Below are 22,130 nucleotides of genomic sequence, written 5' to 3'. Positions count from 1 at the left end.
GGAGCATCCACCGGGTTTGCCCCGGCTTGCGGCGCCGCGCAGGCGACTGCAACAGTGGATGGCTACACCGCAGGGGAGGGGGAGGCATGCTGGACTACATCGTGATCGGAGGCGGCTCGGCGGGCTCGGTGCTGGCCGGGCGGCTCAGCGAGGATGCGCAGACGCAGGTGGCGCTGCTGGAGGCCGGGCTGGCCGACTCCAGCGTGCTCATCCACTGTCCGGCAGGCATGGCCGCCATGGCCAAGGGCGGGCGCCACAGCTGGGGCCTGTCCACCGTGCCGCAGCCGGGCCTGGGCGGGCGGCGTGGCCACCAGCCGCGCGGCAAGGTGCTGGGCGGCTCCAGCGCGGTCAACGCCATGGTCTATGTGCGCGGCCAGCCGGCCGACTACGACCACTGGGCCGCCCAGGGCAACCCGGGCTGGAGCTGGGGCGAGGTGCTGCCCTATTTCCTGCGCGCCGAACACAACGAACGCGGCGCCGACGCCTGGCACGGCGCGGACGGGCCGCTGAACGTGGCCGAGCTGCGCGATCCCAACCCGCTGTCCCGGGCCTTCGTGCAGGCGGGCGTGCAGGCCGGCCATGCGCACAACGCGGATTTCAACGGCCAGGCGCAGGAGGGCGTGGGCCTGTACCAGGTCACCCAGCGCAACGGCGAGCGCCACCACGTCGCCAAGGCCTATCTGGCGCCGCACCGTGCCAGGCCCAATCTGCGCGTGGAAACGGGTGCCCAGGTGCTGCGCATTCTGTTCGAGGGCCGGCGCGCCGTGGGCGTGGAGTACCTGCAGGGCGGTACGGTGCAGCAACTGCACTGCCGGCGCGAGGTGCTGCTCAGCGGCGGCGCACTGCTGTCGCCGCAGCTGCTGATGCTGTCTGGCGTGGGGCCGGGCGAGCACCTGCGTTCGCTGGGCATCGATGTGGTCCACCATCTGCCCGGCGTGGGCGCCCATCTGCATGACCACCCGGATGTGGTGCTGGTGGTCGATGGCGCGCAGCTGACCGACAGCTTCGGCCTGTCACTGGGCGGTGCGCGCAGATTGCTGGCCGCCGTGGGCCAATGGCGCAGCCAGCGGCGCGGCATGCTGACCACCAACTTTGCCGAGGCGGGCGGCTTCATCCGCAGCAGCCCCGGCGAGGCCGCGCCCGACCTGCAGCTGCACTTCGTGGTGGCCAAGCTGGTGGACCATGGGCGCAAGACGGTCTGGGGCCACGGCTATTCCCTGCATGTCTGCGTGCTGCAGCCGGCCAGCCGCGGCAGCCTGCGCCTGGCCAGTGCCGACCCGCTGGCCCTGCCGCTGGTGGATCCGGCCTTTTTCTCCGATGCGCAGGACCTGCGGCGCATGGTGAACGGCGTGCGCTGCGCCCGCGAGATCCTGGCCCAGCCGGCGCTGGCGGCCCTGGGCGGGCGCGAGATGCCGGCCTCGGCCGGCGCGCAGGACGATGCGGGCATCGAGGCCTTCATCCGCAGCCATGCCGACACCATCTACCACCCCGTGGGCAGCTGCCGCATGGGGCCGGGGCCCATGGACGTGGTCGATGCGCAGCTGCGTGTCTACGGCCTCAAGGGCCTGCGCGTGGTCGATGCCTCGGTCATGCCGCGCATCGTCAGCGGCAACACCAATGCGCCCACGGTGATGATCGCGGAGAAGGCGGTGGACATGATCCGCGCCGCAGCGCGCTGAAGAACGGCCGGATCTCAGGCCCTGAAGCGCCTGCGCGTCATCGCCAGCGCAAACCAGTAGGCCGCCACCGTGGTGGCGGCCAGCACCAGGCCGTGGCGCAGCGGGTGGGCCGGCCACTCGTCCATGAACAGCGGGCGCACCAGCTCCACGGCATTGGTCAGCGGCAGCCAGTCCGAGGCCAGGCGCACGGCCTCGGGCAGCTGCTCGCGCGGGAAGAACACGCCGGACAGGAACATCATGGGCGTGAGCACCAGGGTGAAGTAGTAGGTGAAGAAGTCATAGCCCTTGGCCAGGGCGTTGAAGATCAGCGCGATGCTGGAGAACATGATGCCCACGCACAGCAGCACGGGCCAGGCCACCAGCAGCCTGGGCGAGTGGCTGATGCCCAGCGCCAGCATCACGCCCAGGATGGCGGTGACCGTGAACAGCGCCTTGAAGGCGGCCCAGAGCATCTCGGCCAGCAGCACGCTGTCCAGGCTGATGGGCGCGTTCATGATGCCGTCCCAGGTCTTTTGCACATGCATGCGCGAGAAGGCCGAGTACAGCGCCTCGAAGCTGGCGGCATTCATGGCGCTCATGCAGATGGAGCCGCTGGCCAGGAACAGGATGTAGGGCACCTGCCGGCCCGTGGCGCCCACGGTGACCTCGCCCACCAAGGCGCCCATGCCGTAGCCGAAGGCCACCAGCCACATCAGCGGCTCGGCGATGTTGCCGATCAGGCTGGGCAGGGCCAGCTTGCGCCACACCAGCAGGTTGCGCAGGAACACCGGCCACCAGCGCAGCGACAGGTCGGGCGGGCGCCAGATGCTGGGGGTGTCCGATGCGGGTTCGGTCATGGTGATTCAGCCGTCGGTTCTGATCTGTCGGCCGGTGAGCTTGAGGAACAGGTCCTCCAGGTTGGCCGGGCGGTGCAGGGTGCGCAGGTGGCTGTGCGCGGCCAGCGCCTGCAGCAGCGGGCGCGCGTCGTGCGTATAGAAGAAGACGGTGTCGCCACTGACCTCGGTGCGCCCGGCCAGGGGGCGCAGTGCCGCGTCATGCGCCAGGTGCAGGGCGCCGTTGCCGTAGGCCTCGACCACTTCGGGCTCCAGGTGCTCGGCGATGAGTTCGCGCGGGCGGCCTTCGGCGATCTTGCGGCCGTGGTCCAGCACCAGCAGCCGGGAGCACAGGCGCTCGGCCTCGTCCATGAAATGCGTGGTCAGCAAGATGGCCTTGCCCTGCTGCAGCAGCCACTGCAGACGCTCCCAGATCAGGTGGCGTGCCTGCGGGTCCAGGCCCGTGGTGGGTTCGTCCAGCAGCAGCAGGCGCGGGTCGTTGACCAGGGCGCGCGCCAGGGACAGGCGCCGTTTCATGCCGCCGGACAACTCGCCCGGCCTGGCCGCGGCCTTGTGCGACAGCGCCGCGAAGTCCAGCAGCTGCGGTATGCGGTCACGCATCTGCGCCGTACCCAGTCCGAAGTAGCGCGCGTAGACGCCCAGGTTTTCCGCGCAGCTGAAGTCGGGGTCCAGCGTGTCGTTCTGCGAGACCACGCCCAGCCGCGCCTTGATGGCCAGTGCATCGGCAGGCATGTGCAGCGGCGGCGAGCCGTCTTCGGGGTGGTAGAGAACATGGCCCGCATCGGGTGCCGTCAGGCCCAGGCAGATGCGCAGCGTGGTGGTCTTGCCCGCGCCATTGGGGCCGATCACGCCCAGGCATTCGCCGGGAGCGATGGAAAAGGACAGGTCATCGACCACCGTTGTGTCGCCGTAGCGCTTGCGCAGGTTCAGGGCGTCGAAGAGCGCGGGCATGGAGCGTTTTCCTGGGGGCCGGGGCTAGCGCGCAGGCTTGGCGGCCAGTGCGGGCCTGGCCGGCGCATCCGGCGTCTCCGGCGTCTCCGATACAGCTGGCGCATCGGCGCAGGCCTGCTGCTGCGGCGGGCTCAGCCGCACCTGCGTCCAGCAGTCACGCCCGCGGCGCTTGGCAGCGTAGAGCGCGGCATCGGCGGCGGGCAGCAGCATTTCCAGGCGCAGGCCGTCCCAGACCTGGGGCGCGTGGGCGCAGCCGGCACTGAAGCGGACTTCGAAGCCCAGCGTCTGCGTCGAGGCCTGCAGCAGCGCGGACTGCAGCCGGGTGCACAGGGTATCCACACCGTCGTCCGTGGTGTAGAGCAGCAGGCAGAACTCCTCGCCGCCCCAGCGCGCAGCGATTTCGTCACTGCGCAATTGCTGCTGCAGCAGGCGGGCGAAGAGGCACAGCGTACGGTCGCCCGTGGCATGGCCGTATTCGTCGTTGACATGCTTGAAGTGGTCCAGGTCCAGCATCACCAGGGCCAGGGCCTGCCGGTGGCGCTGGGCATGCGCCAGCATGGCGGGGGCGCGCTCCAGCAGGGCGCGGCGGTTGGGCAGGCCGGTGAGCATGTCCTGCAAGGCCATGTCGCGCAGCTGCTGGTTGGTCTCGTCGCGCCAGGCCACCAGCACGGCCACCATCAGCAGCGTGCTGCTCAACGTGACCAGCAGGGCGAATATCTGGTTGGCGCCGCTGTCGGCCGTGAAGCTGGGCAGGAAGGGCGTGGCCAGGGCCAGGTAGCTGCGCACCAGAAGTACCAGCCCCATGAAGACGGCCACGCCGCACATCAGATAGCGCCAGCTGCGTGCCACGGGGCGGCGTGGCTCCAGGCACAGGCCGGCCAGCGCCAGCAGGCTCAGTCCGTGGGCGGCGCTGAACCAGCCGGTGCGCAAGGACAAGTGGGGCAGCAGCAGGGTGAAGCCCAGCGGCCCCAGAAAGCACAGCGCGATCAGGCCGCGTTCCAGCCAGGGCGGCCGGGGCCCCAGCCATTCGCGCAAGGCGCGCGCCATCTGCCACTGTGCCGATGCCGCGCAGGCTGCTGCGCCCAGCGACAGCAGTTCGCGCGAGAGCAGGCCTTGCGGCAGGCGGCTGGCGATGAGGATGAAGATCCAGGCACCGGCCTGGATCAGGAAGAAATGCTGGGCATGGCGCGCGGCACCGCTGACGCGCCGCCCCATGGCCAGCGGCAGGGCGGCCGACATGGCCATCATGTTGAGGGCCACGACCGAGGTCATGGAGAAAAAATCCAGGGTGGGCAGCGTGGATGGCATGTGCGTCCCTGGATGGCGGTGCGAAGCGGGGCCCTTGGAAGAAGGTGGCCGCGCTACTGGAACGCCACCTCCGCGAAGCTGCGCAGCTTGCGGCTGTGCAGGCGCTGGGTGCCGCCCTCGCGCAGGATGTCGATGGCGCGCATGCCGATGCGCAGGTGCTGGTCCACGCGCTCGCGGTAGAAGTGGTTGGCCATGCCGGGCAGTTTGATCTCGCCGTGCAGCGGCTTGTCGGACACGCACAGCAGCGTTCCATAGGGCACGCGGAAGCGGAAGCCGTTGGCCGCGATGGTGGCGCTTTCCATGTCCAGCGCCACGGCGCGGCTCTGGCTGAAGCGCAGCTGGGGCAGGTTGTTGGGCAGCAGCTCCCAGTTGCGGTTGTCGGTGCTGGCCACGGTGCCGGTGCGCATGATGCGCTTGAGGTCGGGCCCGTCCATCTGCGTGACGTCGGCCACGGCCTGCTGCAGGGCCAGCTGGATCTCGGCCAGCGCGGGAATGGGCACCCACAGCGGCAGCTCCTCGTCCAGCACATGGTCCTCGCGCACATAGGCGTGGGCCAGCACGTAGTCGCCCAGCTGCTGGCTGTTGCGCAGGCCCGCGCAGTGGCCCAGCATCATCCAGGCGTGCGGGCGCAGCACGGCAATGTGGTCGGTGATGGTCTTGGCATTGGCCGGCCCCACGCCGATGTTGACCATGGTGATGCCGCTGTGGTCGGCGCGCACCAGGTGGTAGGCCGGCATCTGCGGCAGGCGCGGCGGCGGCGTGCCCAGCTCGTCATTGGGCTGGGCCGGCAGGCCGGTGCGGCGCGTGACCACGTTGCCGGGCTCGATGAAGGCCACGTACTCGCTGTCCTCCCGGGCCATCTCGGCGTGGCCCAGGCGGATGAACTCGTCGATGTAGAACTGGTAGTTGGTGAACAGCACGAAGTTCTGGAACCACTCCGGCTGGGTGCCCGTGTAGTGGCGCAGCCGGTGCAGCGAATAGTCCACGCGCGGGGCCGTGAACAGCGACAGCGGCAGGGCCTCGCCCGGCTGGGGGCGCCAGGTGCCGTTGGCGATGCCGTCGTCCATGGCCTCGAGGTCGGGCAGGTCGAACACATCGCGCATCAGCTGCCGGCGCTCGCGCGACAGCGTGCCTTCGATGTGGTCGTTCTCGGCAAACGAGAAGTGGATGGGGATGGGCTTGTCGCTCAGGCCCACTTCCAGCGGCACGCCGTGGCTCTTGATCAGCAGGCGGAACTGCTCGGCGTAGTAGCGCGAGAACAGGTCGGGCCGCGTGAGCGTGGCCTCGTGCGTGCCCGGCCCCTCGACAAAGCCGTAGGCCAGCTGCGTGTCCGCGCGTGACACGGTGGCCGTATGCATGCGCACGAAGGGGTAGTAGGCGTGGACGGGGGCGGCCGGGGTTTCACCGGAGACGAAGCGCTGCATGTTCGTGCGCAGGTGCTCTATCTGCTCGCGGTAGATCTGCTGTACATGCTCCAGGGCCCGCTGGGGGTCGGTGTGCAAGGTGGCTGCGGCCCGTGAGGCCTGCGAGGGGTTGTGAAGCGAAACCATGGGCTATTGTCGTTGGACTGGATGACTGTTGTGCAACTGCCAGGCGCGCGCTCTGTCGGCCGGCATGGGCGGCGCCACAAGGTACCCCTGCATCATGCCGCAGCCCAGGTCGCGCAAAAGCTCCAATTGGGCAGGTGTTTCCACGCCTTCAGCGACGATGTCCAGATGCAGGCTGTGGCCCATCTGCACGATGGCGGTGACGATGGCCGTGTCGTCCTCGCTATCGGGCACGTCGGCGATGAAGGACCGGTCTATCTTGAGCTGGTTGATGGGGTGGCGGCGCAGATAGGCCAGCGAGGAATAGCCGGTGCCGAAGTCGTCGATGGCCAGGCCCACGCCCAGGGCCTGCAGCGCCTGCAAGGTGTCCTGCACCTGGCCGCTGGTGTGCATCAGCGTGGACTCTGTCAGCTCGATGTGCAGCCAGCGCGCTTCCAGGCCGGTTTCCTCCAGCACCAGGGCCACCTCGCGCGCCATGTTGCGCTGGCGAAATTCCAGCGCGGAGACATTCACGGACAGGGGTACGGGCCGCAGCCCCTCGTCCTGCCACTGGCGAGCCTGGCGGCAGGCCTCGCGCAGCACCCAGTGGTCTATGGCCGAGATCAGGCCGCGCGCCTCGGCAAAGCCGATGAACTCGCCGGGCAGCACCAGGCCGCGCTGCGGGTGGCGCCAGCGTACCAGGGCCTCGAAGCCCGCCAGCCGGCCATCGGCCGTGAAGGTCTGGGGCTGGTAGTGCAGCTCGAACTCGCCGCGCTCCAGCGCGCCGCGCAGTTGCTGCTCCTGCATCAGCATCTGGGTGGCCTGGCCGCCGTGGGCGGGTGCGTAGAACTGCAGGTTGCGCCGGCCGCTGTCCTTGGCCGTGTGCGTGGCGCTTTCGGCGCGGTTGAGCAGTTCCTCGGCGCTTTTTCCGTCGCCCGGGTACATGGCGATGCCCATGCATGGCGAGACCACCAGCGGCGTGCCGTCGATGGTGCAGGGTGCCTCGATGATGCGTTGCAGGTGCCTGGCCTGGGTCTCGGTCTCCTGCGGATCGGGATCATCGGTGAGCACGACCACGAATTCGTCGCCGCCCACGCGCGCCACCAGATCATGGGCGCGCACGCTGCCGCGCAGGCGCTGGGCGACCTCGCACAGCAGCAGGTCGCCGGCCTGGTGGCCCAGCGAGTCGTTGATGGTCTTGAAATGGTCCAGGTCGATGAGGAGCACGGCCAGCGTGCGCTGCTTGACCGAGGCCAGCGACAGCGCCTGGCGCAGCATCTGGATCAGGCGCACCCGGTTGGGCAGCTGGGTCAGCTGGTCGTGCTGGGCCAGGAAGTCCATGCGCTCCTGGGCCAGCTGGCGCAGCGTGATGTCGCGCACCAGCACGATGCGGTAGGGCCTGCCCCCGGCCGGCATGGTCTTGGCCTCGATCTCCACGGGAATGCGGTGGCCGTCCTTGTGCTGGAGGGCGCCATCGAAACGGTCCTCGCGGCCGCTGCGCATGTACTGCAGCGCGTAGAGGCGGAATTCCGGGCAGATGTAGTCGAGGATGGGGCGGCCGATCAGCTCGTCCAGCGTGTAGCCGGCCAGGCGGGACAGGGCCTCGTTGCCGTCGATGATGAGGCCGTCGCGGTGCATGACGATGGCCTCGGTCGTGACCTCGGTGAACTTGCGCATGCGCTCTTCGCTGTCACGCACCTTCTGCGCCACATGGTGGTGGTGGCTCACGTCGGTGATCTGCACCACGGCGCCCTGCAGCCGGCCCTGCTCGAAGTGCGGCATCAGCAGCGACTCGATATGGCGAGGCGGTCCGTCCGGCTGGGGCACTTCGCGCTCGTAACGCACATGCTCGCCGCGCAGGCCGCGCTCCACCTGCGGCGCGATGAGCTGCCACACGGCCTCGCCCACGATCTCGCGCACGGTCTTGCCCACGGCCTCGGCGGGCGTCAAGCCGAAATTGCGTGCGTAGTTGATGTTGGCGAAGCGGCAGCGCAGCGTGCGCGCATCGAAATAGGCCAGCATGGCCGGAGCCGTGTCTGCTATCAGCCGCAACAGCGCATCATCGGGCCCCGTGTCTTGCGCATCGATGTTCTCTGGCATGCGTCCCCCTCGCTGGGGATTTATAGCGGAATCGCAGAGATTTTGATAGCGCTCTTGTGCGAGGGTGAGCGGCCGCTGACGCGTGGGGGCGCGTGCGGCTGTCGGGCATCAGGGGCCGCCGTGGCGGCCTGTCTTTTTTTTGCAGCGCCGCATCAAGGGCAGGCGCGGCCGGGCGCGGTGCAGTGTGGTAGCCTTTGCGGGCGCCTTACTTGAGCAGTTCCTGCACCTGGCCCAGCGCGGCCTGGGCGCATTTGTCGTCCAGGTGGCCGCCAGGCGCGCCGCCGATGCCCACGGCGCCGATCACCTCGTTGCCCACCTTCACCGGCAGGCCACCGCCCAGCAGCAGGTAGCCGGGAATATTCACCAGGTTGGCGGCGCCGGGGTTCTTCTGCGCGCCCTCCATGATGGCCAGCGTGCTGTTCTTGGCCGATGCGGCCGTGTAGGCCTTCAGGCGGCTGGCCTCCAGCGTGTGGGGGCCCGCGTTGTCGGCACGCTGCACGGCGCGCACGGTGCCGGCGCGGTCCACCACGGTGGCGGTGACGGCATGGCCGTCGGCGGCGCAGGCGGCCACGCTGCGTGCGGCGATCTGGTTGGCCAGCTCCAGCGACATGTTCTTTTCCGTGCGCACGGCATCGGCCTGGGCGGCGGTGGCGATCAGGCCCAGGGTCAGGGCGGCGAGGGTGGCGAGCTTGGTGGTGCGGCGTTGCATGGTCTTCTCCTTGGGGGTCAGGACGGCCCGGGACACAAGCCCGGACGGCATGCATGCACTGTAGAAAATGCCGTCGCCGCGCACCATTCGGACGGCTACGCGCGCCGCTGCGTAGAAATACGGAGAAGCCAGGCGCGCTGGGCGCGGCGATGGAACTTCAGGCGCCTGCCGCCGGATCGGCCAGGCTGGCGTAGCGGCGTATGAGCTGCGCCAGGCTGGGCGCATCCAGCTTGGCGAACAGGTTGGCGCGGTGCGTCTCCACCGTGCGGGGCGACAGCTCCAGGCTGCGGCCTATCTCCTTGTTGGTCAGGCCCTGCACGATCAGCGCCAGCACCTCGCGCTCGCGCGCGGAAAGCTGCGCAAAGCGCTGCTGGGCATCGCGGTCGGCCTGCTGGCGTTCGCGCGACTGCACATGCTGGCGCACGGCGCCTTGCAGCGCATCGATCAGCACCTCGTCGTCCACGGGCTTTTCCAGGAACTCGGCCGCGCCGGCCTTGAAGGCGCGCCGGCACATGTCCACCGTGCCATGCCCGGTGAGCATGATCACGGGCTGGTCCACACCCTGCTCCATCAGCCGGCCCAGCAGGGCCAGCCCGCCGATGCCGGGCATGCGCACGTCCAGCACGATGGCGCCTATGCCCTGGCGGTCCAGCCCGTCGAGAAAGGCCAGCGGATCGGCCCAGCACTGCACGCGCAGGCCCACGGTGCCGATCAGCAGGGCCAGGCTGTCGCGCACGGCCTCGTCGTCATCGACCAGATGGATCAGCGGGGACAGGTCTTGGGCGGGCGCGGCAGCCATGGGGTCGGTGGTTCCTGAGGGGCGTTGGGTACGGCAGGTGCCGGGCCATGGGCCGCAGGCAGCAGCAGCTCGAAGCGCGCTCCGCCTTGCGGCGGGGTGGCGGCGGATGCGGCCAGCTCCAGGCTGCCGCCCATGGATTCGGCCAGGCTCTGGCTGAGCGTTAGGCCCAGTCCCAGGCCCTGGGCGCGGCCCGTGGCAAACGGGGTGAACAGGCGCTGGCGCATCTCGGGCGCCACGCCGGGGCCGCTGTCGTGCACGGCCACCATCAGGCGGCTGTCGCGGCGTGCCAGCTCCACCCGCAGATGGCGGGCTGCGGGCGGCTGCTCGTCCATGGCCTGCAGTGCATTGACCAGCAGGTTGTGCAGTATCTGCTGCACCGCCACGGGGTCGGCCTGGGCGGCGGGCAGATCGGCAGCCTGCACCATGACCTGAACCTGGCGGCGCCGCAGCTCGGGCTCCAGCAGATACAGCGCCTCGGCAACGGCCTGGCCCAGATCCAGCGGCTCGGCCTGGGGCGCGAGCCCCGGCCGCTCCACCAGGCGGCGCAGCCTGCCCACCACGGCTGATGCGCGCTTGGCCTGCTCGGCAGCCTGCCCCATGGCCTGGCGTGCGGCGTCCATCTCGGGCGGGTCCTCGGCCAGCAGGCGGCGCGCGGCCTGGCTGTTGGACAGCACGGCCGTCAGCGGCTGGTTCAGCTCATGCGCCATGCCGGCCGCCAGTTCGCCCAGCGTATTGAGCCGTGCCACCTGGCCCAGCTGCAGCAACTGCTCGGCGCGGCGGCGGGCCACGCGCTGGCGCAGCAGGGCGCGCAGCGCGGCCACGGCCAGCGCACAGCCCAGGGCCCAGCCCAGCATGGCCGTCCAGGGCAGCACCGTGGCGTCCAGCGGCTGGCGCAGGTACAGCACCAGAGGCTGGCTGGGCGAGGCCAGGGTCTTGCTCACCTCCCACGACCATGTGTTCCAGCCGTGCGCGGCGGCTCGGCCCGGCTGGATCACGAATTCCTGCCCGCCCAGGGCCAGCCATGCGCGCACCGGGCTGGTGGCGGGCGGCAGCGGCCACTCGTCGGCGGGAATCGTGGCGCGCAGGTCCAGCAGCAGCGCGTAGCTGGCCGGCAGCCCGGCCTGCACCAGGTACAGGCGGCCCCGGACCAGGTCGGCCAGGGCCAGTTCGGCCTGGCCGCTGGCCTGGGAGCGGCGCTCGGCCTCGGCCATGCCGGGCGGCCAGGTCTCGGGCCAGGGCTCGCCTGCGGTGGCCGCGCGGCGCGCCACATCCAGCACCTGGGGATACAGGCGCTGCAGCTGCCTCCATGGCGCCTGGCCGGATGCGGGTTGGCGCGGCTGCAGCAGGGCCAGCGTGCCCAGAACGGCGTCGTGCTGCACCATGCGCTGGCTCAGCAGCCGGTGGGCGATGCGTGCATCGGTGTCGAAGACCTCGCGCAGCGACTGCAGGCGCTTGTGCGCCAGCCACGCCGCGCCACAGCCTGCGGCCAGGGCCCAGGCCAGCACCCACCCCGCTGCTCGCTGCCATCCATTCATGGCGCGGATTCTGTCATGCGGCTCGCACACGCGGTGGGCACGCGGTGGTCTAATCCGGAGCACCCCCCCCCACGTACCGCAGCGCAGCATGGCCGAACCCACTCCCCCTACTGCCAACGCTCCCGCCCCCGCTTCCGCGGCCGGCTGGATGGCGCCGCACAGCCTGCTGCGCATCTCGGTGGCCGTGGCCCTGCTGACCATCGTGCTCAAGACCCTGGCCTGGTGGCTGACGGGATCGGTGGGCCTGCTGTCGGATGCGCTCGAATCCTTCGTCAACCTGGCCGGCGCCGTGTTCGCGCTGACCATGGTCACCATCGCCAAGCGGCCGGCGGACACCGACCATCCCTATGGGCACCACAAGGCCGAGTACTTCTCTGCGGGCTTCGAGGGCATCCTGGTCATCGGAGCCAGCCTGGCCATTGGCTGGGCGGCGCTGGCGCGGCTGTGGAACCCGCAGCCGCTGGAGCAGCTGGGCTGGGGCCTGGCGCTGTCCGTGGCCAGCTCTGCCCTCAACGGCCTGCTGGCCGTGGCCATGCTGCGCTCGGCGCGCCAGCACCGCTCCATGGCGCTGGAGGGCGATGCCCGCCATCTGCTCACCGATGTCTGGACCTCGGCCGGCGTGGTCATCGGCCTGATGGGCGCAGCGCTCACAGGCTGGCTGTGGCTGGACGCGGCCGTGGCCATCGGGGTTGCGATCAACATCTGCGTGCAGGGCGCGCAACTGGTCTGGCAGTCTTCCCAGGGCCTGATGGACCAGGCCCTGGACGCGCCCGAGCGCCTGCGCATCGACGCCGTTCTGGACCGCCATGCGCACCGCGCGCATGGCGTGGTCTTTGACAACATCTCCAGCCGGCGCGCCGGCGAGCGCAGCTTTGCCGACCTGCACATGCATGTGCCCGGCGACTGGAGCGTGGCCCGCGCCGCCCGGCTGCGCACCGAGATCGAGGCCGAACTGCTGCAGGCCGTGCCCGGCCTGTACGCGCGCATAGAGCTGCTGCCGCTGGGCATGCAGACCGCCATGGAAGCCGCCATCGAGGCGGCAGGCCAGGCGGACACTTCTTCCCCATCCACCGACAAGAAACCGAACCCCGAACCATGATCAGCATCCTGCAGCGCGTGCAACAGGCCCGCGTGGAAATCGATGGCCAGGTCGCCGGCAGCATAGGCCCTGGCCTGCTGGCCCTGGTCTGCGCAGAGCGCGGCGACACCGAAGCCGAGGCCGACAAGCTGCTGGCCAAGATGCTCAAGCTGCGCATCTTTGCCGACGACGCGGGCAAGATGAACCGCAGCGTGCAGGACCTGGACGGGCAGGGCGCCTGCGGCGGCCTGCTCATCGTCAGCCAGTTCACGCTGGCGGCCGACACCGGCGGCGGCAACCGCCCCAGCTTCACGCGCGCCGCGCCACCGGCCGAGGGAGAGCGCCTGTACGACTACATCGTGCAGCGGGCGCGCGCCCTGCACCCGGAAGTCGCCACGGGCCGCTTCGGCGCCGACATGCAGGTGCACCTGCTCAACGACGGGCCCGTGACCATCCCGCTGTCGATAGCTCCGGCCACCGCGGCATAGCGCGCCGCAGACCTGCTGTTCTGGGGCGGATTCTGGCGCGATCTGCGAGCGCGGCCTGGTCGGAACATGCCTGCAAAGCCCGTATTCTTGCGGCCTCAGCATTCATCGACAGACCGACGACCATGAAGAACCATCCGTTCAAAGCCTCCACCCTGGCCCTTGCCATGAGCATGGCCCTGGCGTGGAGCGGCGCGGCCGGCGCCGACACCCTCAGGAAGCCCGCGCTGGACGCGCTGGCCCAGGCGCAGCCGGCACCCACCGACTTCGCCAGCTTCCTGAAGCAGGCCGCGGCCGCGCAGCCTGCCATCGCCCAGGCCGTGCAGCGCCATGCCGCAGGCGCCGCGCTCACGGGGGATGAACTCAACCACATCGCCCGCCTGCTGGGCCTGTACACACGTCTCACGCAGGAGCGGGCCGTGCTGGCCAGCATCGAGCGCATGGTCGCCCTGCCCACGGTGCGCGACCCCAAGGTGCCGCCGCACGAAAGCCCGGCCATCCTGGCTTTCGGCGAACTGGTGCAGCAGATGGCCAAGGACTTCGGCCTGCAGTACCGCAACGTGGACAACCGCATCTTCGAGGTCACCCTGCCTGCGAACGCAGCGAACGCGGGCACCGATGAATTCGGCATCCTCACCCATGCCGACGTCGTACCTGCCGTGGCCGCCGAATGGGTGCTGGACGGCAAGCAAATCAACCCATTCGAGGTTACCTTTGTGCCCGGCAACAGCGGGATCACCCTGATGAGCCATCCCCCGGTGCTTGTCCCACCCATGCCTGATCGGATCTACGGGCGCGGCACCATCGACGACAAGGGCTCCATCGCCACCGTGCTGTTCGCCATGAAGGCCGTCAAGGACAGCGGCCTGCCCCTGTCGCGCGGCATACGCCTCATGATCGAGACCACCGAGGAAACCGGCGGCGACGCCATGAAGTACTACCAGGGCAAGACCACGCTGCCTGCCTACAACATCGTGCTGGACAGCAAGTACCCAGCCGTCGTCGCGGAAAAAGGCTCGGGCGCGCTCAAGGCCGTGTTCGACGACGTGAGGACCGACCCCGCCCGCCCGGCCATCACCGCCATGGCCGGCGCCGCCTCGGCCAACGCCATTGCCCAGACCGCCACCGCCACCATCACGGCCAGCGACGAAGCCGCCATTGCCGCCATCGCCGCGCGCCTGCAGGCGGCCAAGGGTGACTTCACCACCAGTTATGCCGGGCAGGGCGGACCGTTCACCATCGACATACAGCACAGCGGCGCGACGGCCACCGTCAAGGTCACGGGCACCTCGGCCCACGGCTCGCGCCCCGAGGAAGGCGTCAACCCCGTGCCGCGCCTGACGCTGTTCCTGCAGCAGGTGCTCATGCCCACCGATGGCGTGGCCCTGGTCCAGCCCAATGCCTACAGCAACGCCCTGCGCTACATCAACGGCGCCTTCGGCCTCGACTACTTCGGCAAGCAGCTGGGCGTTGCCTATGCCGACGACTTCATGGGCCCGCTGACCCTGTCGCCCAACCTCATCAAGGCGGCAGACGGCAAGCTCGAAGTCACCACCAACGTGCGCATGCCGCGCGGCAAGACGCCAGAGCAACTGCGCACCGAAGTCGAGCAGCGCATCACCCGCTGGAGCGAGGCCGCCAAGGTTCCCCTCACCCTGCAGTACACCCAGGGCAACTGGATGGCGCGCGATCCCAAGGGCGCCTGGCTGTCCACCCTGCTCAACATCTTCGGCGACACCACGGGCCTGGACGCCAAGCCCGTGCCCACGGCCGGCAGCACCACGGCCAAGCTCATGCCCAACGCCATCAACTTCGGCCCCGCCATGCCCGGCAAGAAGTACACGGCGCACAACGCGCTCGAATACAAGGAACTGCCCGACCTGCGCGCCGACATGCAGATGTTCACGGAAATGCTGGTGCGCATCGGGAATCTGAAGCAGATGCAGTGACATTCTCCGGCTATTGAAATGCGAAAGCGCCTTGTGAAAGCAAGGCGCTTTTTTCGTCCAATTCCGCCCAGTCATTCGACACATGAAAGCCGACTGCCCTGGATGCGGCACAGGCCTGCCTGCCCTCAACCTTCCGGACCATGCTCCGCGTATTCCACAAAGGACGGTGCTTCATCAAACAGTTGCAAGAGCAGTTTCAGGCGCCGGGCGTAGAGGCTCTGTGGCCGGTTGAAGGCCTGGGCTGCCAGGGCGATGGCTGCGCGGGCGAGGTACCACTCGTTGTCGAATTCGCTGGCGTCCTCGAATACCTTGTGCCGGATTTGCCGGATGTGGTTCAGCGCCAGGTCTGCAGCCAGGTCCACCTCTACATCCGCGTCATGCCAGTCCATGTCGGCACAGCGTGTTTCGATCAGGGCAACCAGCCCCCTCTCTGCGCGGGCAATGGACAGGGCGATCATTTGCTGCATGGTGGGCCAGGCAGCGGTGTCCATCGTGCAGGGCTTGTTCGTTGAGTGCCGTGACGCAGCCATATCGATTCCTTTGTCGTCGCTTCAATGACTCGGGCTTTCTATGCACGATCTATGCACTCAATATTCTATGCACTGTGCATAGAAAATGGCAAGTGTGTTCCATGGCAAAGTGCGCGGATGGCACGCGACGACCCAACCATCTACATGCGTATCCCTCAGGAGCTGAAGGATCTGCTGGATGCCGCTTCCGAAGAGAACCGGCGCTCAATGACTGCCGAGGTCGTGGCTCGGCTACAGCAGACCTTTGCGGCGCCGCACGTTTCGGGCATGGACAGCGGTAGTTTGCAAATGAATCTGGATACCCGCGTCGGTGACGAAACGCTGGAAACCGTGAAGCGTATCGAAGAGCGGTTGCAATCGCTTGCGCAAGCCCTGGCCCTGCCACAGAGCGGCCCTCAGCCAGACACGGATGCGGCGACGCCGGAAAGATCCACAGGCAAGCGCGTATCGAAGACAGTGCGGAGTGCGGCGCCGAAGAAGTAGCTTTCTGGCCTCACTGCCTCCAGAAAAACACCCCCGCCATCACCAGCCCCGTCAGCACGATGCCCGCGCGCAGCCATTCGGGCGGGATGCGGCGCGCCAGGCGGGCGCCGCCGTAGCCGCCTGCGGTGGCGGCAATCATCATGACCAGGGCCTGCTCCCACTGCACGACGCCGCCGGCCGCATAGATGGCGACGGCAATGGCCGTGAGCAGGGCGGAGACCAGGTTCTTCATGCCGTTCATGGCATGCAGCCTTGTCTGGCCCAGCAGGCCGAACAGGGCCAGCAGCAGGATGCCCAGGCCGCCGTTGAAGTAGCCGCCGTAGATGGCCACGACCAGCATGCCGGCGCCGGCCTTCAGGGGCGATGCATGGGCGGCATGCTCGGCGCTGCCGCGTGATGCCATGCGCCTGAGCTGGGGCGCGAAGGCGAACATGGCGGTGGCGGCCAGCAGCAGCCAGGGGACGACCTTGCGGAACAGGTGGTCGGGCGTGACCAGCAGCAGGGCCGCGCCCAGCGAGCCGCCGATGAGCGACAGCACGATGACGCCGCGCATGCCCAGGCCGGGCGGCGGCTCCATGTCCTGGCGAAAGCCCCAGGCACCGGCCATGTAGCCGGGCAGCAGGGCGACGGTGCCGGTGGCGTTGGCGGCCACGGGCGGCACGCCGGTGAAGACCAGGGCGGGCAGGGTGAGGAAGCTGCCGCCCCCGGCGACGGCATTGAGCGCGCCGGCCACGAAGGCGGCGCTCATGAGCAGTGCGATGTCCCACATGGGTGTTGTCTCCTCCTGGGGCCGGGCATCGGCAGGCCGCCGTGGCCTTGCGCGGCCAGGCCGGTGTTATAGGTCGAGGCCGATCTTAGTGCCGGACCATCGGGCGGGCTGTCGCACCGGCATGGCGGCTGGGTCAGGGCTGCTTTGCGCAAAAGGACAGGATCGCGCCGGCGTGGCGGCCACCAGGCGACTAGGGCGGCGCCACCACCGGGCCGGGCAGGCCCAGCGTGGCGCGCAGCAGGGCGACGCGTGGGTTGGCGACGGCGCTGCGGTAGATCAGCGCCACGGGGCCCATGGAGATGGCGGGTGTGACATGCACCCTGCGCACCCCCAGCGACCGGTGCGAGGCCTGCAGCGTGGAGTCGGGCACGGCGCTGAGCCCCAGGCCGGCCCGGACCAGTTGCAGGTTGGTGAAGGGGCTGGTGGATTCGATGACGGGCGTGGGCGCGATCACGCCTTCGCGGCGGAACACCTCTTCCATCATGCGGCGCAGCATGGAGCTGCGCGCGGGCAACCGGGGCTATACGGGGAGCCCGGCGGCCGACACCTACCGGTGCGCCGACGGCTGGCTGTCCACGGCCGCCAACACGCCGCAGCAGTTCCGCAGGCTCGCCAGCGTGCTGGGGCTCGATGCGCTGTGCGAGGACGCCACGCTGCTGGACCTCGATGCCTTCAACGCGCCCGAGGGCGGCTTTGTGGCCGCGCGCGATGCGTCCGCGCTGCAGCGGCTGCAGGCATGTCTGGCCGAGGCCTTCGCCGCACGCAGCGCACGGGACATGGAAGCCCGGCTCAACGCCGTGGGCGTGCCTGCCGCCAGGGTGCGGCGCCTGGGTGAGTTCCTGGGCGACGCCCGCGCTGCCGGCACCGTGTCACCTGTGAGCTATGGCGCCGGCGGCGCTGCGGTGGACACTCCGGGAATGGGGTTCCGGTGGATGGATGCCGAGCCCCTGCCGGGTGCGCCGGTCCCCGTCCTGGGCGATGGCAACCTTGCGCTGCTGCGGGAGCTGGGGATGGCGGACGAGGCCATCGCCTGCCTGTGCCGCAGCGACGTGCTGGGCGCGCCGCAGTCCTGATTGCCTTTGGATTCCTTTGCCACTGCCTTGCTGGAGACCCCATGTTCAAAGCCTTGCTGCTGACCCAACCCGTACCGCGTGAAACCCGTGCCGAGTGTGTGGAGCTGGACGAAGCCAGCCTGCCCGCCGGCGCGGTGCGCGTGGCCGTCTCGCATTCCACGCTCAACTACAAGGATGCACTGGCCATCACGGGGCGCTCGCCCGTGGTGCGCCAGTTCCCCATGGTGCCGGGCATCGACCTGGCCGGCACGGTGCTGGACAGCGAGGACGCGCGTTTCCAGCGCGGCGATGCCGTGCTGCTCAACGGTTGGGGCGTGGGCGAGACCCACTGGGGCGGGCTCGCCCAGCAGGCGCGCGTGAACGGCGACTGGCTGATCCGCCGGCCCGAGGCCTTCAGCGCACGCGATGCCATGGCCATAGGCACGGCCGGCTATACGGCCATGCTGTGCGTGATGGCGCTGCAGGCGCATGGCATCACGCCCTCCAGCGGCCCGGTGCTGGTGACGGGGGCCAATGGCGGCGTGGGCAGCATTGCCGTGGCCCTGCTGTCGCGCCTGGGTTTCGAGGTGCACGCCGGCACCGGGCGGCCCGAACAGGCCGAGCACCTGAAGGCGCTGGGCGCGGCGCGGATCGTGGAGCGCAGCAGCCTGGATGCGCCCGGCAAGCCGCTGCAAAAGGAGGTCTGGGCGGCGGCCGTGGACAGCGTGGGCAGCCATACGCTGGCCAATGTGTGCGCCAGCCTGCGCTACGGCGGCTGCGTGGCGGCCTGCGGGCTGGCCCAGGGGCTGGACCTGCCGGCTTCCGTGGCACCGTTCATTCTGCGCGGCGTGTCGCTGCTGGGCATCGACAGCGTCTATGCGCCGCAGGCGCGGCGCGAGCAGGCCTGGGCGCGGCTGGCCGCCGAACTGCCGCGCGAGGTGCTGGAGCGCAATACCGAAGAGGCGGGCCTGGCCGATGCGGTTGCGCTGGCGCCCCGGCTGCTTGCCGGCCAGGTGCGCGGCCGGGTCGTCATCGATACGGCGCGCTGAGGCCCGCGCGGGCCCTACTTGGCGTAGGGGTCGGCAAAGCCCAGCTCGACCATGATCTCGGTCTCGTAGGCTTCCATTTCCTCGGCGTCCTGCTCGCTGGTTTCATGGTCCCAGCCCTGGGCGTGCAGCGTGCCGTGCACCAGCAGGTGGGCGTAGTGCTCCTCCAGCGTCTTGTTCTGCTCGCGCGCCTCGCGCTCGACCACGGGGGCGCACAGCACCAGGTCGGCCATGGCGGTGGGCTCCTGCTGGTAGTCGAAGGTCAGGACGTTGGTGGCGTAGTCCTTCTGGCGGTATTCGCGGTTGAGCTGCTGGCCTTCCTCGGCATCGACGATGCGCACGGTGATTTCGGCATCGACGGCCAGGGCATGGCGTATCCAGCGCGTGACCTTGCTGCGGGACAGCACGGCGCGGTGGGCGGGCGCCTCGGCAAAGCGCGCGAATTGCAGGGACAGTTGCAGTTGGTTCAGGGACATGGGGAAGTGCGTGGGCGTGAGCTTGTGCTTTGGAGCGCCCGTGGGCGGGCGTCTGCTGTGGCTGTCGGGATCAAGGCGCTGCAAGGCGCGGTGCGGCACGGCGTGCCGGGGCCTGGCCGCGTGCGTCGTAGGCGTCCACGATGCGGGCCACCAGCGGGTGGCGCACCACGTCGGCGCTGGTGAAGTGGTTGATGGCGATGCCCTTGACGCGCTTCAAGACGCGCTCGGCATCGATCAGGCCGCTCAGGGCGCCCTTGGGCAGGTCGATCTGGCTGACGTCGCCCGTGACCACGGCGCGGGCGCCGAAGCCGATGCGCGTGAGGAACATCTTCATCTGCTCGGGCGTGGTGTTCTGCGCCTCGTCCAGGATGACGAAGGCATTGTTCAGCGTGCGCCCGCGCATGAAGGCCAGAGGCGCGATCTCCAGCACATTGCGCTCGAAGGCCTTTTGCACCTTCTCGTAGCCCATGAGGTCGTAGAGTGCGTCGTACAGCGGGCGCAGGTAGGGGTCGACCTTCTGCGTGAGGTCGCCGGGCAGAAAGCCCAGGCGCTCGCCTGCTTCCACGGCCGGGCGCGTGAGCACGATGCGCTGCACGGCGCTGCGCTCCAGCGCGTCCACGGCGCAGGCCACGGCCAGGTAGGTCTTGCCGGTGCCGGCCGGGCCGATGCCGAAGGTGATGTCGTGGCGGGCGATGTTCTCCAGGTAGGCCGACTGGTTGGCCGTGCGCGCGCGCAGGTCGGGGCGGCGCGTGGACAGCTGGATGGCGTCCAGGGGCTGCTCGATGAGTTCGGTGTCGCCGGCCAGCATGAGCTGCAGCGAATCGTCCAGGATGGGGTCGTCGGCCATCTCGTAGAGGGCCTGCAGCAGCTCCAGTGCGTCGTTGGCCTTGGCCTTGGGGCCGTCGATCTTGAATTGCTCGTGGCGGTGGGCGATCTTGACGCCCAGTGCGATCTCGATGGTGCGCAGGTGCGCGTCGGCCGGGCCGCACAGATGGCTCAACCGGTTGTTGTCGTGGGGTGTGAATGTGTGGCGCAGGATCACGCGGATAATTCCAGAGATTCCGGGCGGCGGCCAGCGCGAGGGCGTGGTGCCATACCCTGTGAATGGGCCGGCGTTCGGTTGCGGACGGGCATGAAAAGCCGCCCCTGGGGCGGCAAAGGACACCAATGATAGGCAAATTGACAGGAACGCTGCTGGAAAAAAACCCGCCCGAGGTGCTGGTGGACTGCGGCGGCGTGGGCTACGAGGTGCAGGTGCCCATGAGCACCTTCTACAACCTGCCGGCCAGCGGGGCCAGGGTCAGCCTGCTGACGCACTTCGTGGTGCGCGAGGATGCGCAGCTTCTGTACGGCTTTGGCACGCACAGCGAGCGCCAGGCGTTCCGCGAGCTGATCAAGATCACCGGCATCGGCCCGCGCATGGCGCTGTCGGTGCTCAGCGGCATGAGCGTGGAGGACCTGGCCCAGGCCGTGACGCTGCAGGAGGTGGGCCGCCTGGTCAAGGTGCCGGGCATCGGCAAGAAGACGGCCGAGCGCCTGCTGCTGGAGCTCAAGGGCAAGATCGGCGCCGATACGGGCGCGCAGTCGCTGTTCGTGAACAACGACCAGAACGACATCGTGCAGGCGCTGATGGCGCTGGGCTATTCCGACAAGGATGCGGCCGCCGCGCTCAAGAAGCTGCCGCCCGACGTGGGCGTGACCGAAGGCATCAAGCTGGCGCTGAAGGCGCTGGCCAAGTGAGCGGCGCATGAGCATCCATACCGACGATTTCGGGCAGGGCGGCTTCCCGCCAGACAAGGCACCGGAAAAGCCGCGCATGATTTCGGCAGCGCCGGTCTCGCGCGGGGAAGAGGCCATGGAGCGCGCCCTGCGCCCCAAGCTGCTGCAGGAGTACGTGGGCCAGGCCAAGGCGCGCGAGCAGCTGGAGATCTTCATCGGCGCGGCCCGAAAGCGCAGCGAGGCGCTGGACCATGTGCTGCTGTTCGGCCCGCCGGGCCTGGGCAAGACCACGCTGTCGCACATCATCGCGGCCGAGCTGGGCGTGAACCTGCGCCAGACCAGCGGCCCGGTGCTGGAAAAGCCCAAGGACCTGGCGGCGCTGCTGACCAACCTCGAAGCCAACGATGTGCTGTTCATCGACGAGATCCACCGCCTGTCGCCCGTGGTCGAGGAAATCCTCTACCCGGCGTTGGAGGACTACCAGATCGACATCATGATCGGCGAGGGGCCGGCGGCGCGCTCCATCAAGCTGGACCTGCAGCCGTTCACGCTGGTGGGCGCGACCACGCGCGCGGGCATGCTGACCAACCCGCTGCGCGACCGCTTCGGCATCGTGGCGCGGCTGGAGTTCTATACGGCCGAGGAGCTGGCGCGCATCGTGCGGCGCAGTGCAGGCCTGTTGAACGCGCCCATCGATGACGAGGGCGCCTTCGAGATCGCGCGCCGCTCGCGCGGCACGCCACGCATTGCCAACCGCCTGCTGCGCCGCGTGCGCGACTATGCCGATGTGCGCGGCGACGGCAGCATCACGCGCGAGCTGGCCGACCGCGCGCTGGCCATGCTCGATGTCGATCCCCAGGGCTTCGACATCATGGACCGCAAGCTGCTGGAGGCCGTGGTGCACCGCTTCGACGGCGGCCCCGTGGGCCTGGACAACATCGCGGCCAGCATTGGCGAGGAGGCGGGCACCATCGAGGACGTGATCGAGCCCTACCTGATCCAGCAGGGCTTTTTGCAGCGCACGCCGCGCGGGCGCATGGCGACCCAGGCGGCGTACCGCCACCTGGGCCTTCCCGTGCCGGGCGACGACGCCAGCTGACGCA

Annotated in this window: 22 protein-coding genes; 9 read left to right on the top strand and 13 right to left on the bottom strand. The window is 69.3% G+C overall.

The genetic code is table 11. The features are described from left to right. Nucleotides 1-86 precede the first annotated feature (86 nt). Entirely contained in the window at nt 87-1,679 is a 1,593-nt protein-coding gene (locus tag DTS01S_RS00975) for a GMC family oxidoreductase (protein WP_017406566.1), read from the top strand. 14 nt (nt 1,680-1,693) lie between these two features. On the opposite strand, the gene DTS01S_RS00970 is transcribed toward DTS01S_RS00975, so the two are convergent. The 8 genes from DTS01S_RS00970 to DTS01S_RS00935 form a co-directional block, all read right to left on the bottom strand. Next, entirely contained in the window at nt 1,694-2,515 is an 822-nt protein-coding gene (locus DTS01S_RS00970; RefSeq protein WP_017406567.1) for an ABC transporter permease, read from the bottom strand. 6 nt (nt 2,516-2,521) lie between these two features. Beyond that, nucleotides 2,522-3,463 (bottom strand): ATP-binding cassette domain-containing protein, encoded by a 942-nt coding sequence (locus DTS01S_RS00965; protein ID WP_061287161.1) that lies wholly within the window; start codon nt 3,461-3,463, stop codon nt 2,522-2,524. 24 nt (nt 3,464-3,487) lie between these two features. Beyond that, nucleotides 3,488-4,771 carry a GGDEF domain-containing protein gene (locus DTS01S_RS00960; protein WP_017407066.1) on the bottom strand — a complete coding sequence of 428 codons (1,284 nt, stop codon included), beginning with the start codon at nt 4,769-4,771 and terminating at the stop codon, nt 3,488-3,490. A gap of 53 nt (nt 4,772-4,824) precedes the next feature. After that, nucleotides 4,825-6,321, bottom strand: a complete 1,497-nt coding sequence (locus DTS01S_RS00955) for an AMP nucleosidase (protein ID WP_016446546.1) — start codon at nt 6,319-6,321, stop codon at nt 4,825-4,827. Nucleotides 6,322-6,324: 3 nt separating this feature from the next. Further along, the gene (locus DTS01S_RS00950) at nt 6,325-8,397 is read right to left on the bottom strand and encodes a putative bifunctional diguanylate cyclase/phosphodiesterase (RefSeq protein WP_016446545.1); all 2,073 of its coding nucleotides are present in this window, start codon (nt 8,395-8,397) and stop codon (nt 6,325-6,327) included. A 205-nt stretch (nt 8,398-8,602) separates the two neighbouring features. Further along, entirely contained in the window at nt 8,603-9,106 is a 504-nt protein-coding gene (locus DTS01S_RS00945; RefSeq protein ID WP_026062812.1) for a GlcG/HbpS family heme-binding protein, read from the bottom strand. Between the two features lie 157 nt (nt 9,107-9,263). Next, nucleotides 9,264-9,905 carry a response regulator transcription factor gene (locus tag DTS01S_RS00940; protein ID WP_017407067.1) on the bottom strand — a complete coding sequence of 214 codons (642 nt, stop codon included), beginning with the start codon at nt 9,903-9,905 and terminating at the stop codon, nt 9,264-9,266. Beyond that, on the bottom strand, nt 9,869-11,440 hold the full coding sequence (locus DTS01S_RS00935; RefSeq protein WP_061287160.1) for a sensor histidine kinase: 1,572 nt from the start codon (nt 11,438-11,440) through the stop codon (nt 9,869-9,871). Before DTS01S_RS00935 ends, DTS01S_RS00940 begins: the two co-directional genes overlap by 37 nt. 88 nt (nt 11,441-11,528) lie before the next feature. Here DTS01S_RS00935 and DTS01S_RS00930 point away from each other — a divergent pair, with 88 nt between their 5' ends. The 3 genes from DTS01S_RS00930 (at nt 11,529) to DTS01S_RS00920 (ending at nt 14,952) form a co-directional block, all read left to right on the top strand. Further along, nucleotides 11,529-12,539, top strand: coding sequence for a cation diffusion facilitator family transporter (locus tag DTS01S_RS00930; protein ID WP_026062649.1), 1,011 nt, complete (start codon nt 11,529-11,531; stop codon nt 12,537-12,539). Then, nucleotides 12,536-13,006: a D-aminoacyl-tRNA deacylase gene (gene dtd / locus DTS01S_RS00925; RefSeq protein ID WP_017406418.1), complete on the top strand. Its 471-nt coding sequence runs from the start codon at nt 12,536-12,538 to the stop codon at nt 13,004-13,006. Before DTS01S_RS00930 ends, dtd begins: the two co-directional genes overlap by 4 nt. A gap of 122 nt (nt 13,007-13,128) precedes the next feature. After that, nucleotides 13,129-14,952 carry a dipeptidase gene (locus DTS01S_RS00920; protein WP_017406419.1) on the top strand — a complete coding sequence of 608 codons (1,824 nt, stop codon included), beginning with the start codon at nt 13,129-13,131 and terminating at the stop codon, nt 14,950-14,952. Nucleotides 14,953-15,077: 125 nt separating this feature from the next. Here DTS01S_RS00920 and DTS01S_RS00915 read toward each other — a convergent pair whose 3' ends face one another. Further along, nucleotides 15,078-15,443: a hypothetical protein gene (locus DTS01S_RS00915; protein ID WP_017406420.1), complete on the bottom strand. Its 366-nt coding sequence runs from the start codon at nt 15,441-15,443 to the stop codon at nt 15,078-15,080. 156 nt (nt 15,444-15,599) lie between these two features. Between DTS01S_RS00915 and DTS01S_RS00910 the strand changes: the two genes are divergently transcribed. Then, nucleotides 15,600-15,965 carry an Arc family DNA-binding protein gene (locus DTS01S_RS00910; RefSeq protein ID WP_017406421.1) on the top strand — a complete coding sequence of 122 codons (366 nt, stop codon included), beginning with the start codon at nt 15,600-15,602 and terminating at the stop codon, nt 15,963-15,965. 10 nt (nt 15,966-15,975) lie between these two features. On the opposite strand, the gene DTS01S_RS00905 is transcribed toward DTS01S_RS00910, so the two are convergent. Beyond that, on the bottom strand, nt 15,976-16,734 hold the full coding sequence (locus DTS01S_RS00905) for a sulfite exporter TauE/SafE family protein (RefSeq protein ID WP_016451878.1): 759 nt from the start codon (nt 16,732-16,734) through the stop codon (nt 15,976-15,978). Nucleotides 16,735-16,924: 190 nt separating this feature from the next. After that, nucleotides 16,925-17,230 carry a LysR substrate-binding domain-containing protein gene (locus DTS01S_RS00900; RefSeq protein WP_017406422.1) on the bottom strand — a complete coding sequence of 102 codons (306 nt, stop codon included), beginning with the start codon at nt 17,228-17,230 and terminating at the stop codon, nt 16,925-16,927. Between DTS01S_RS00900 and DTS01S_RS00895 the strand changes: the two genes are divergently transcribed. Continuing rightward, nucleotides 17,217-17,807 (top strand): CoA transferase, encoded by a 591-nt coding sequence (locus DTS01S_RS00895; RefSeq protein WP_017406423.1) that lies wholly within the window; start codon nt 17,217-17,219, stop codon nt 17,805-17,807. The genes DTS01S_RS00900 and DTS01S_RS00895 overlap by 14 nt on opposite strands. 41 nt (nt 17,808-17,848) lie before the next feature. Continuing rightward, nucleotides 17,849-18,835, top strand: a complete 987-nt coding sequence (gene acuI, locus DTS01S_RS00890; protein WP_017406424.1) for an acrylyl-CoA reductase (NADPH) — start codon at nt 17,849-17,851, stop codon at nt 18,833-18,835. 14 nt (nt 18,836-18,849) lie between these two features. On the opposite strand, the gene ybeY is transcribed toward acuI, so the two are convergent. Then, the gene (gene ybeY, locus DTS01S_RS00885; protein ID WP_016446534.1) at nt 18,850-19,308 is read right to left on the bottom strand and encodes an rRNA maturation RNase YbeY; all 459 of its coding nucleotides are present in this window, start codon (nt 19,306-19,308) and stop codon (nt 18,850-18,852) included. 70 nt (nt 19,309-19,378) lie between these two features. Then, entirely contained in the window at nt 19,379-20,350 is a 972-nt protein-coding gene (locus DTS01S_RS00880; protein WP_016446533.1) for a PhoH family protein, read from the bottom strand. Nucleotides 20,351-20,475: 125 nt separating this feature from the next. Here DTS01S_RS00880 and ruvA point away from each other — a divergent pair, with 125 nt between their 5' ends. Then, complete coding sequence (gene ruvA / locus DTS01S_RS00875; RefSeq protein WP_016446532.1) at nt 20,476-21,048, top strand: Holliday junction branch migration protein RuvA; 573 nt, start codon at nt 20,476-20,478, stop codon at nt 21,046-21,048. Between the two features lie 7 nt (nt 21,049-21,055). Then, complete coding sequence (gene ruvB / locus DTS01S_RS00870) at nt 21,056-22,126, top strand: Holliday junction branch migration DNA helicase RuvB (RefSeq protein ID WP_061287159.1); 1,071 nt, start codon at nt 21,056-21,058, stop codon at nt 22,124-22,126. Nucleotides 22,127-22,130 lie beyond the last annotated feature (4 nt).

The organism is Delftia tsuruhatensis NBRC 16741 (assembly GCF_001571325.1).
GTDB lineage: Bacteria > Pseudomonadota > Gammaproteobacteria > Burkholderiales > Burkholderiaceae_C > Comamonas > Comamonas tsuruhatensis.
This window is presented reverse-complemented; position numbering and strand designations above follow the sequence as displayed.

Bases quoted from the DNA above. Each gene is read 5' to 3' on its own strand.
- ybeY (WP_016446534.1), bottom strand. From the start codon at position 19,308: ATGTCCCTGAACCAACTGCAACTGTCCCTGCAATTCGCGCGCTTTGCC.
- DTS01S_RS00900 (WP_017406422.1), bottom strand. From the start codon at position 17,230: ATGCTGCGCCGCATGATGGAAGAGGTGTTCCGCCGCGAAGGCGTGATC.
- DTS01S_RS00920 (WP_017406419.1), top strand. From the start codon at position 13,129: ATGAAGAACCATCCGTTCAAAGCCTCCACCCTGGCCCTTGCCATGAGC.
- ruvB (WP_061287159.1), top strand. From the start codon at position 21,056: ATGAGCATCCATACCGACGATTTCGGGCAGGGCGGCTTCCCGCCAGAC.
- DTS01S_RS00975 (WP_017406566.1), top strand. From the start codon at position 87: ATGCTGGACTACATCGTGATCGGAGGCGGCTCGGCGGGCTCGGTGCTG.
- DTS01S_RS00970 (WP_017406567.1), bottom strand. From the start codon at position 2,515: ATGACCGAACCCGCATCGGACACCCCCAGCATCTGGCGCCCGCCCGAC.
- DTS01S_RS00910 (WP_017406421.1), top strand. From the start codon at position 15,600: ATGGCACGCGACGACCCAACCATCTACATGCGTATCCCTCAGGAGCTG.
- DTS01S_RS00965 (WP_061287161.1), bottom strand. From the start codon at position 3,463: ATGCCCGCGCTCTTCGACGCCCTGAACCTGCGCAAGCGCTACGGCGAC.
- ruvA (WP_016446532.1), top strand. From the start codon at position 20,476: ATGATAGGCAAATTGACAGGAACGCTGCTGGAAAAAAACCCGCCCGAG.
- DTS01S_RS00935 (WP_061287160.1), bottom strand. From the start codon at position 11,440: ATGAATGGATGGCAGCGAGCAGCGGGGTGGGTGCTGGCCTGGGCCCTG.
- dtd (WP_017406418.1), top strand. From the start codon at position 12,536: ATGATCAGCATCCTGCAGCGCGTGCAACAGGCCCGCGTGGAAATCGAT.
- DTS01S_RS00960 (WP_017407066.1), bottom strand. From the start codon at position 4,771: ATGCCATCCACGCTGCCCACCCTGGATTTTTTCTCCATGACCTCGGTC.
- DTS01S_RS00930 (WP_026062649.1), top strand. From the start codon at position 11,529: ATGGCCGAACCCACTCCCCCTACTGCCAACGCTCCCGCCCCCGCTTCC.
- DTS01S_RS00940 (WP_017407067.1), bottom strand. From the start codon at position 9,905: ATGGCTGCCGCGCCCGCCCAAGACCTGTCCCCGCTGATCCATCTGGTC.
- DTS01S_RS00950 (WP_016446545.1), bottom strand. From the start codon at position 8,397: ATGCCAGAGAACATCGATGCGCAAGACACGGGGCCCGATGATGCGCTG.
- acuI (WP_017406424.1), top strand. From the start codon at position 17,849: ATGTTCAAAGCCTTGCTGCTGACCCAACCCGTACCGCGTGAAACCCGT.
- DTS01S_RS00955 (WP_016446546.1), bottom strand. From the start codon at position 6,321: ATGGTTTCGCTTCACAACCCCTCGCAGGCCTCACGGGCCGCAGCCACC.
- DTS01S_RS00915 (WP_017406420.1), bottom strand. From the start codon at position 15,443: ATGGACACCGCTGCCTGGCCCACCATGCAGCAAATGATCGCCCTGTCC.
- DTS01S_RS00905 (WP_016451878.1), bottom strand. From the start codon at position 16,734: ATGTGGGACATCGCACTGCTCATGAGCGCCGCCTTCGTGGCCGGCGCG.
- DTS01S_RS00945 (WP_026062812.1), bottom strand. From the start codon at position 9,106: ATGCAACGCCGCACCACCAAGCTCGCCACCCTCGCCGCCCTGACCCTG.
- DTS01S_RS00895 (WP_017406423.1), top strand. From the start codon at position 17,217: ATGCGGCGCAGCATGGAGCTGCGCGCGGGCAACCGGGGCTATACGGGG.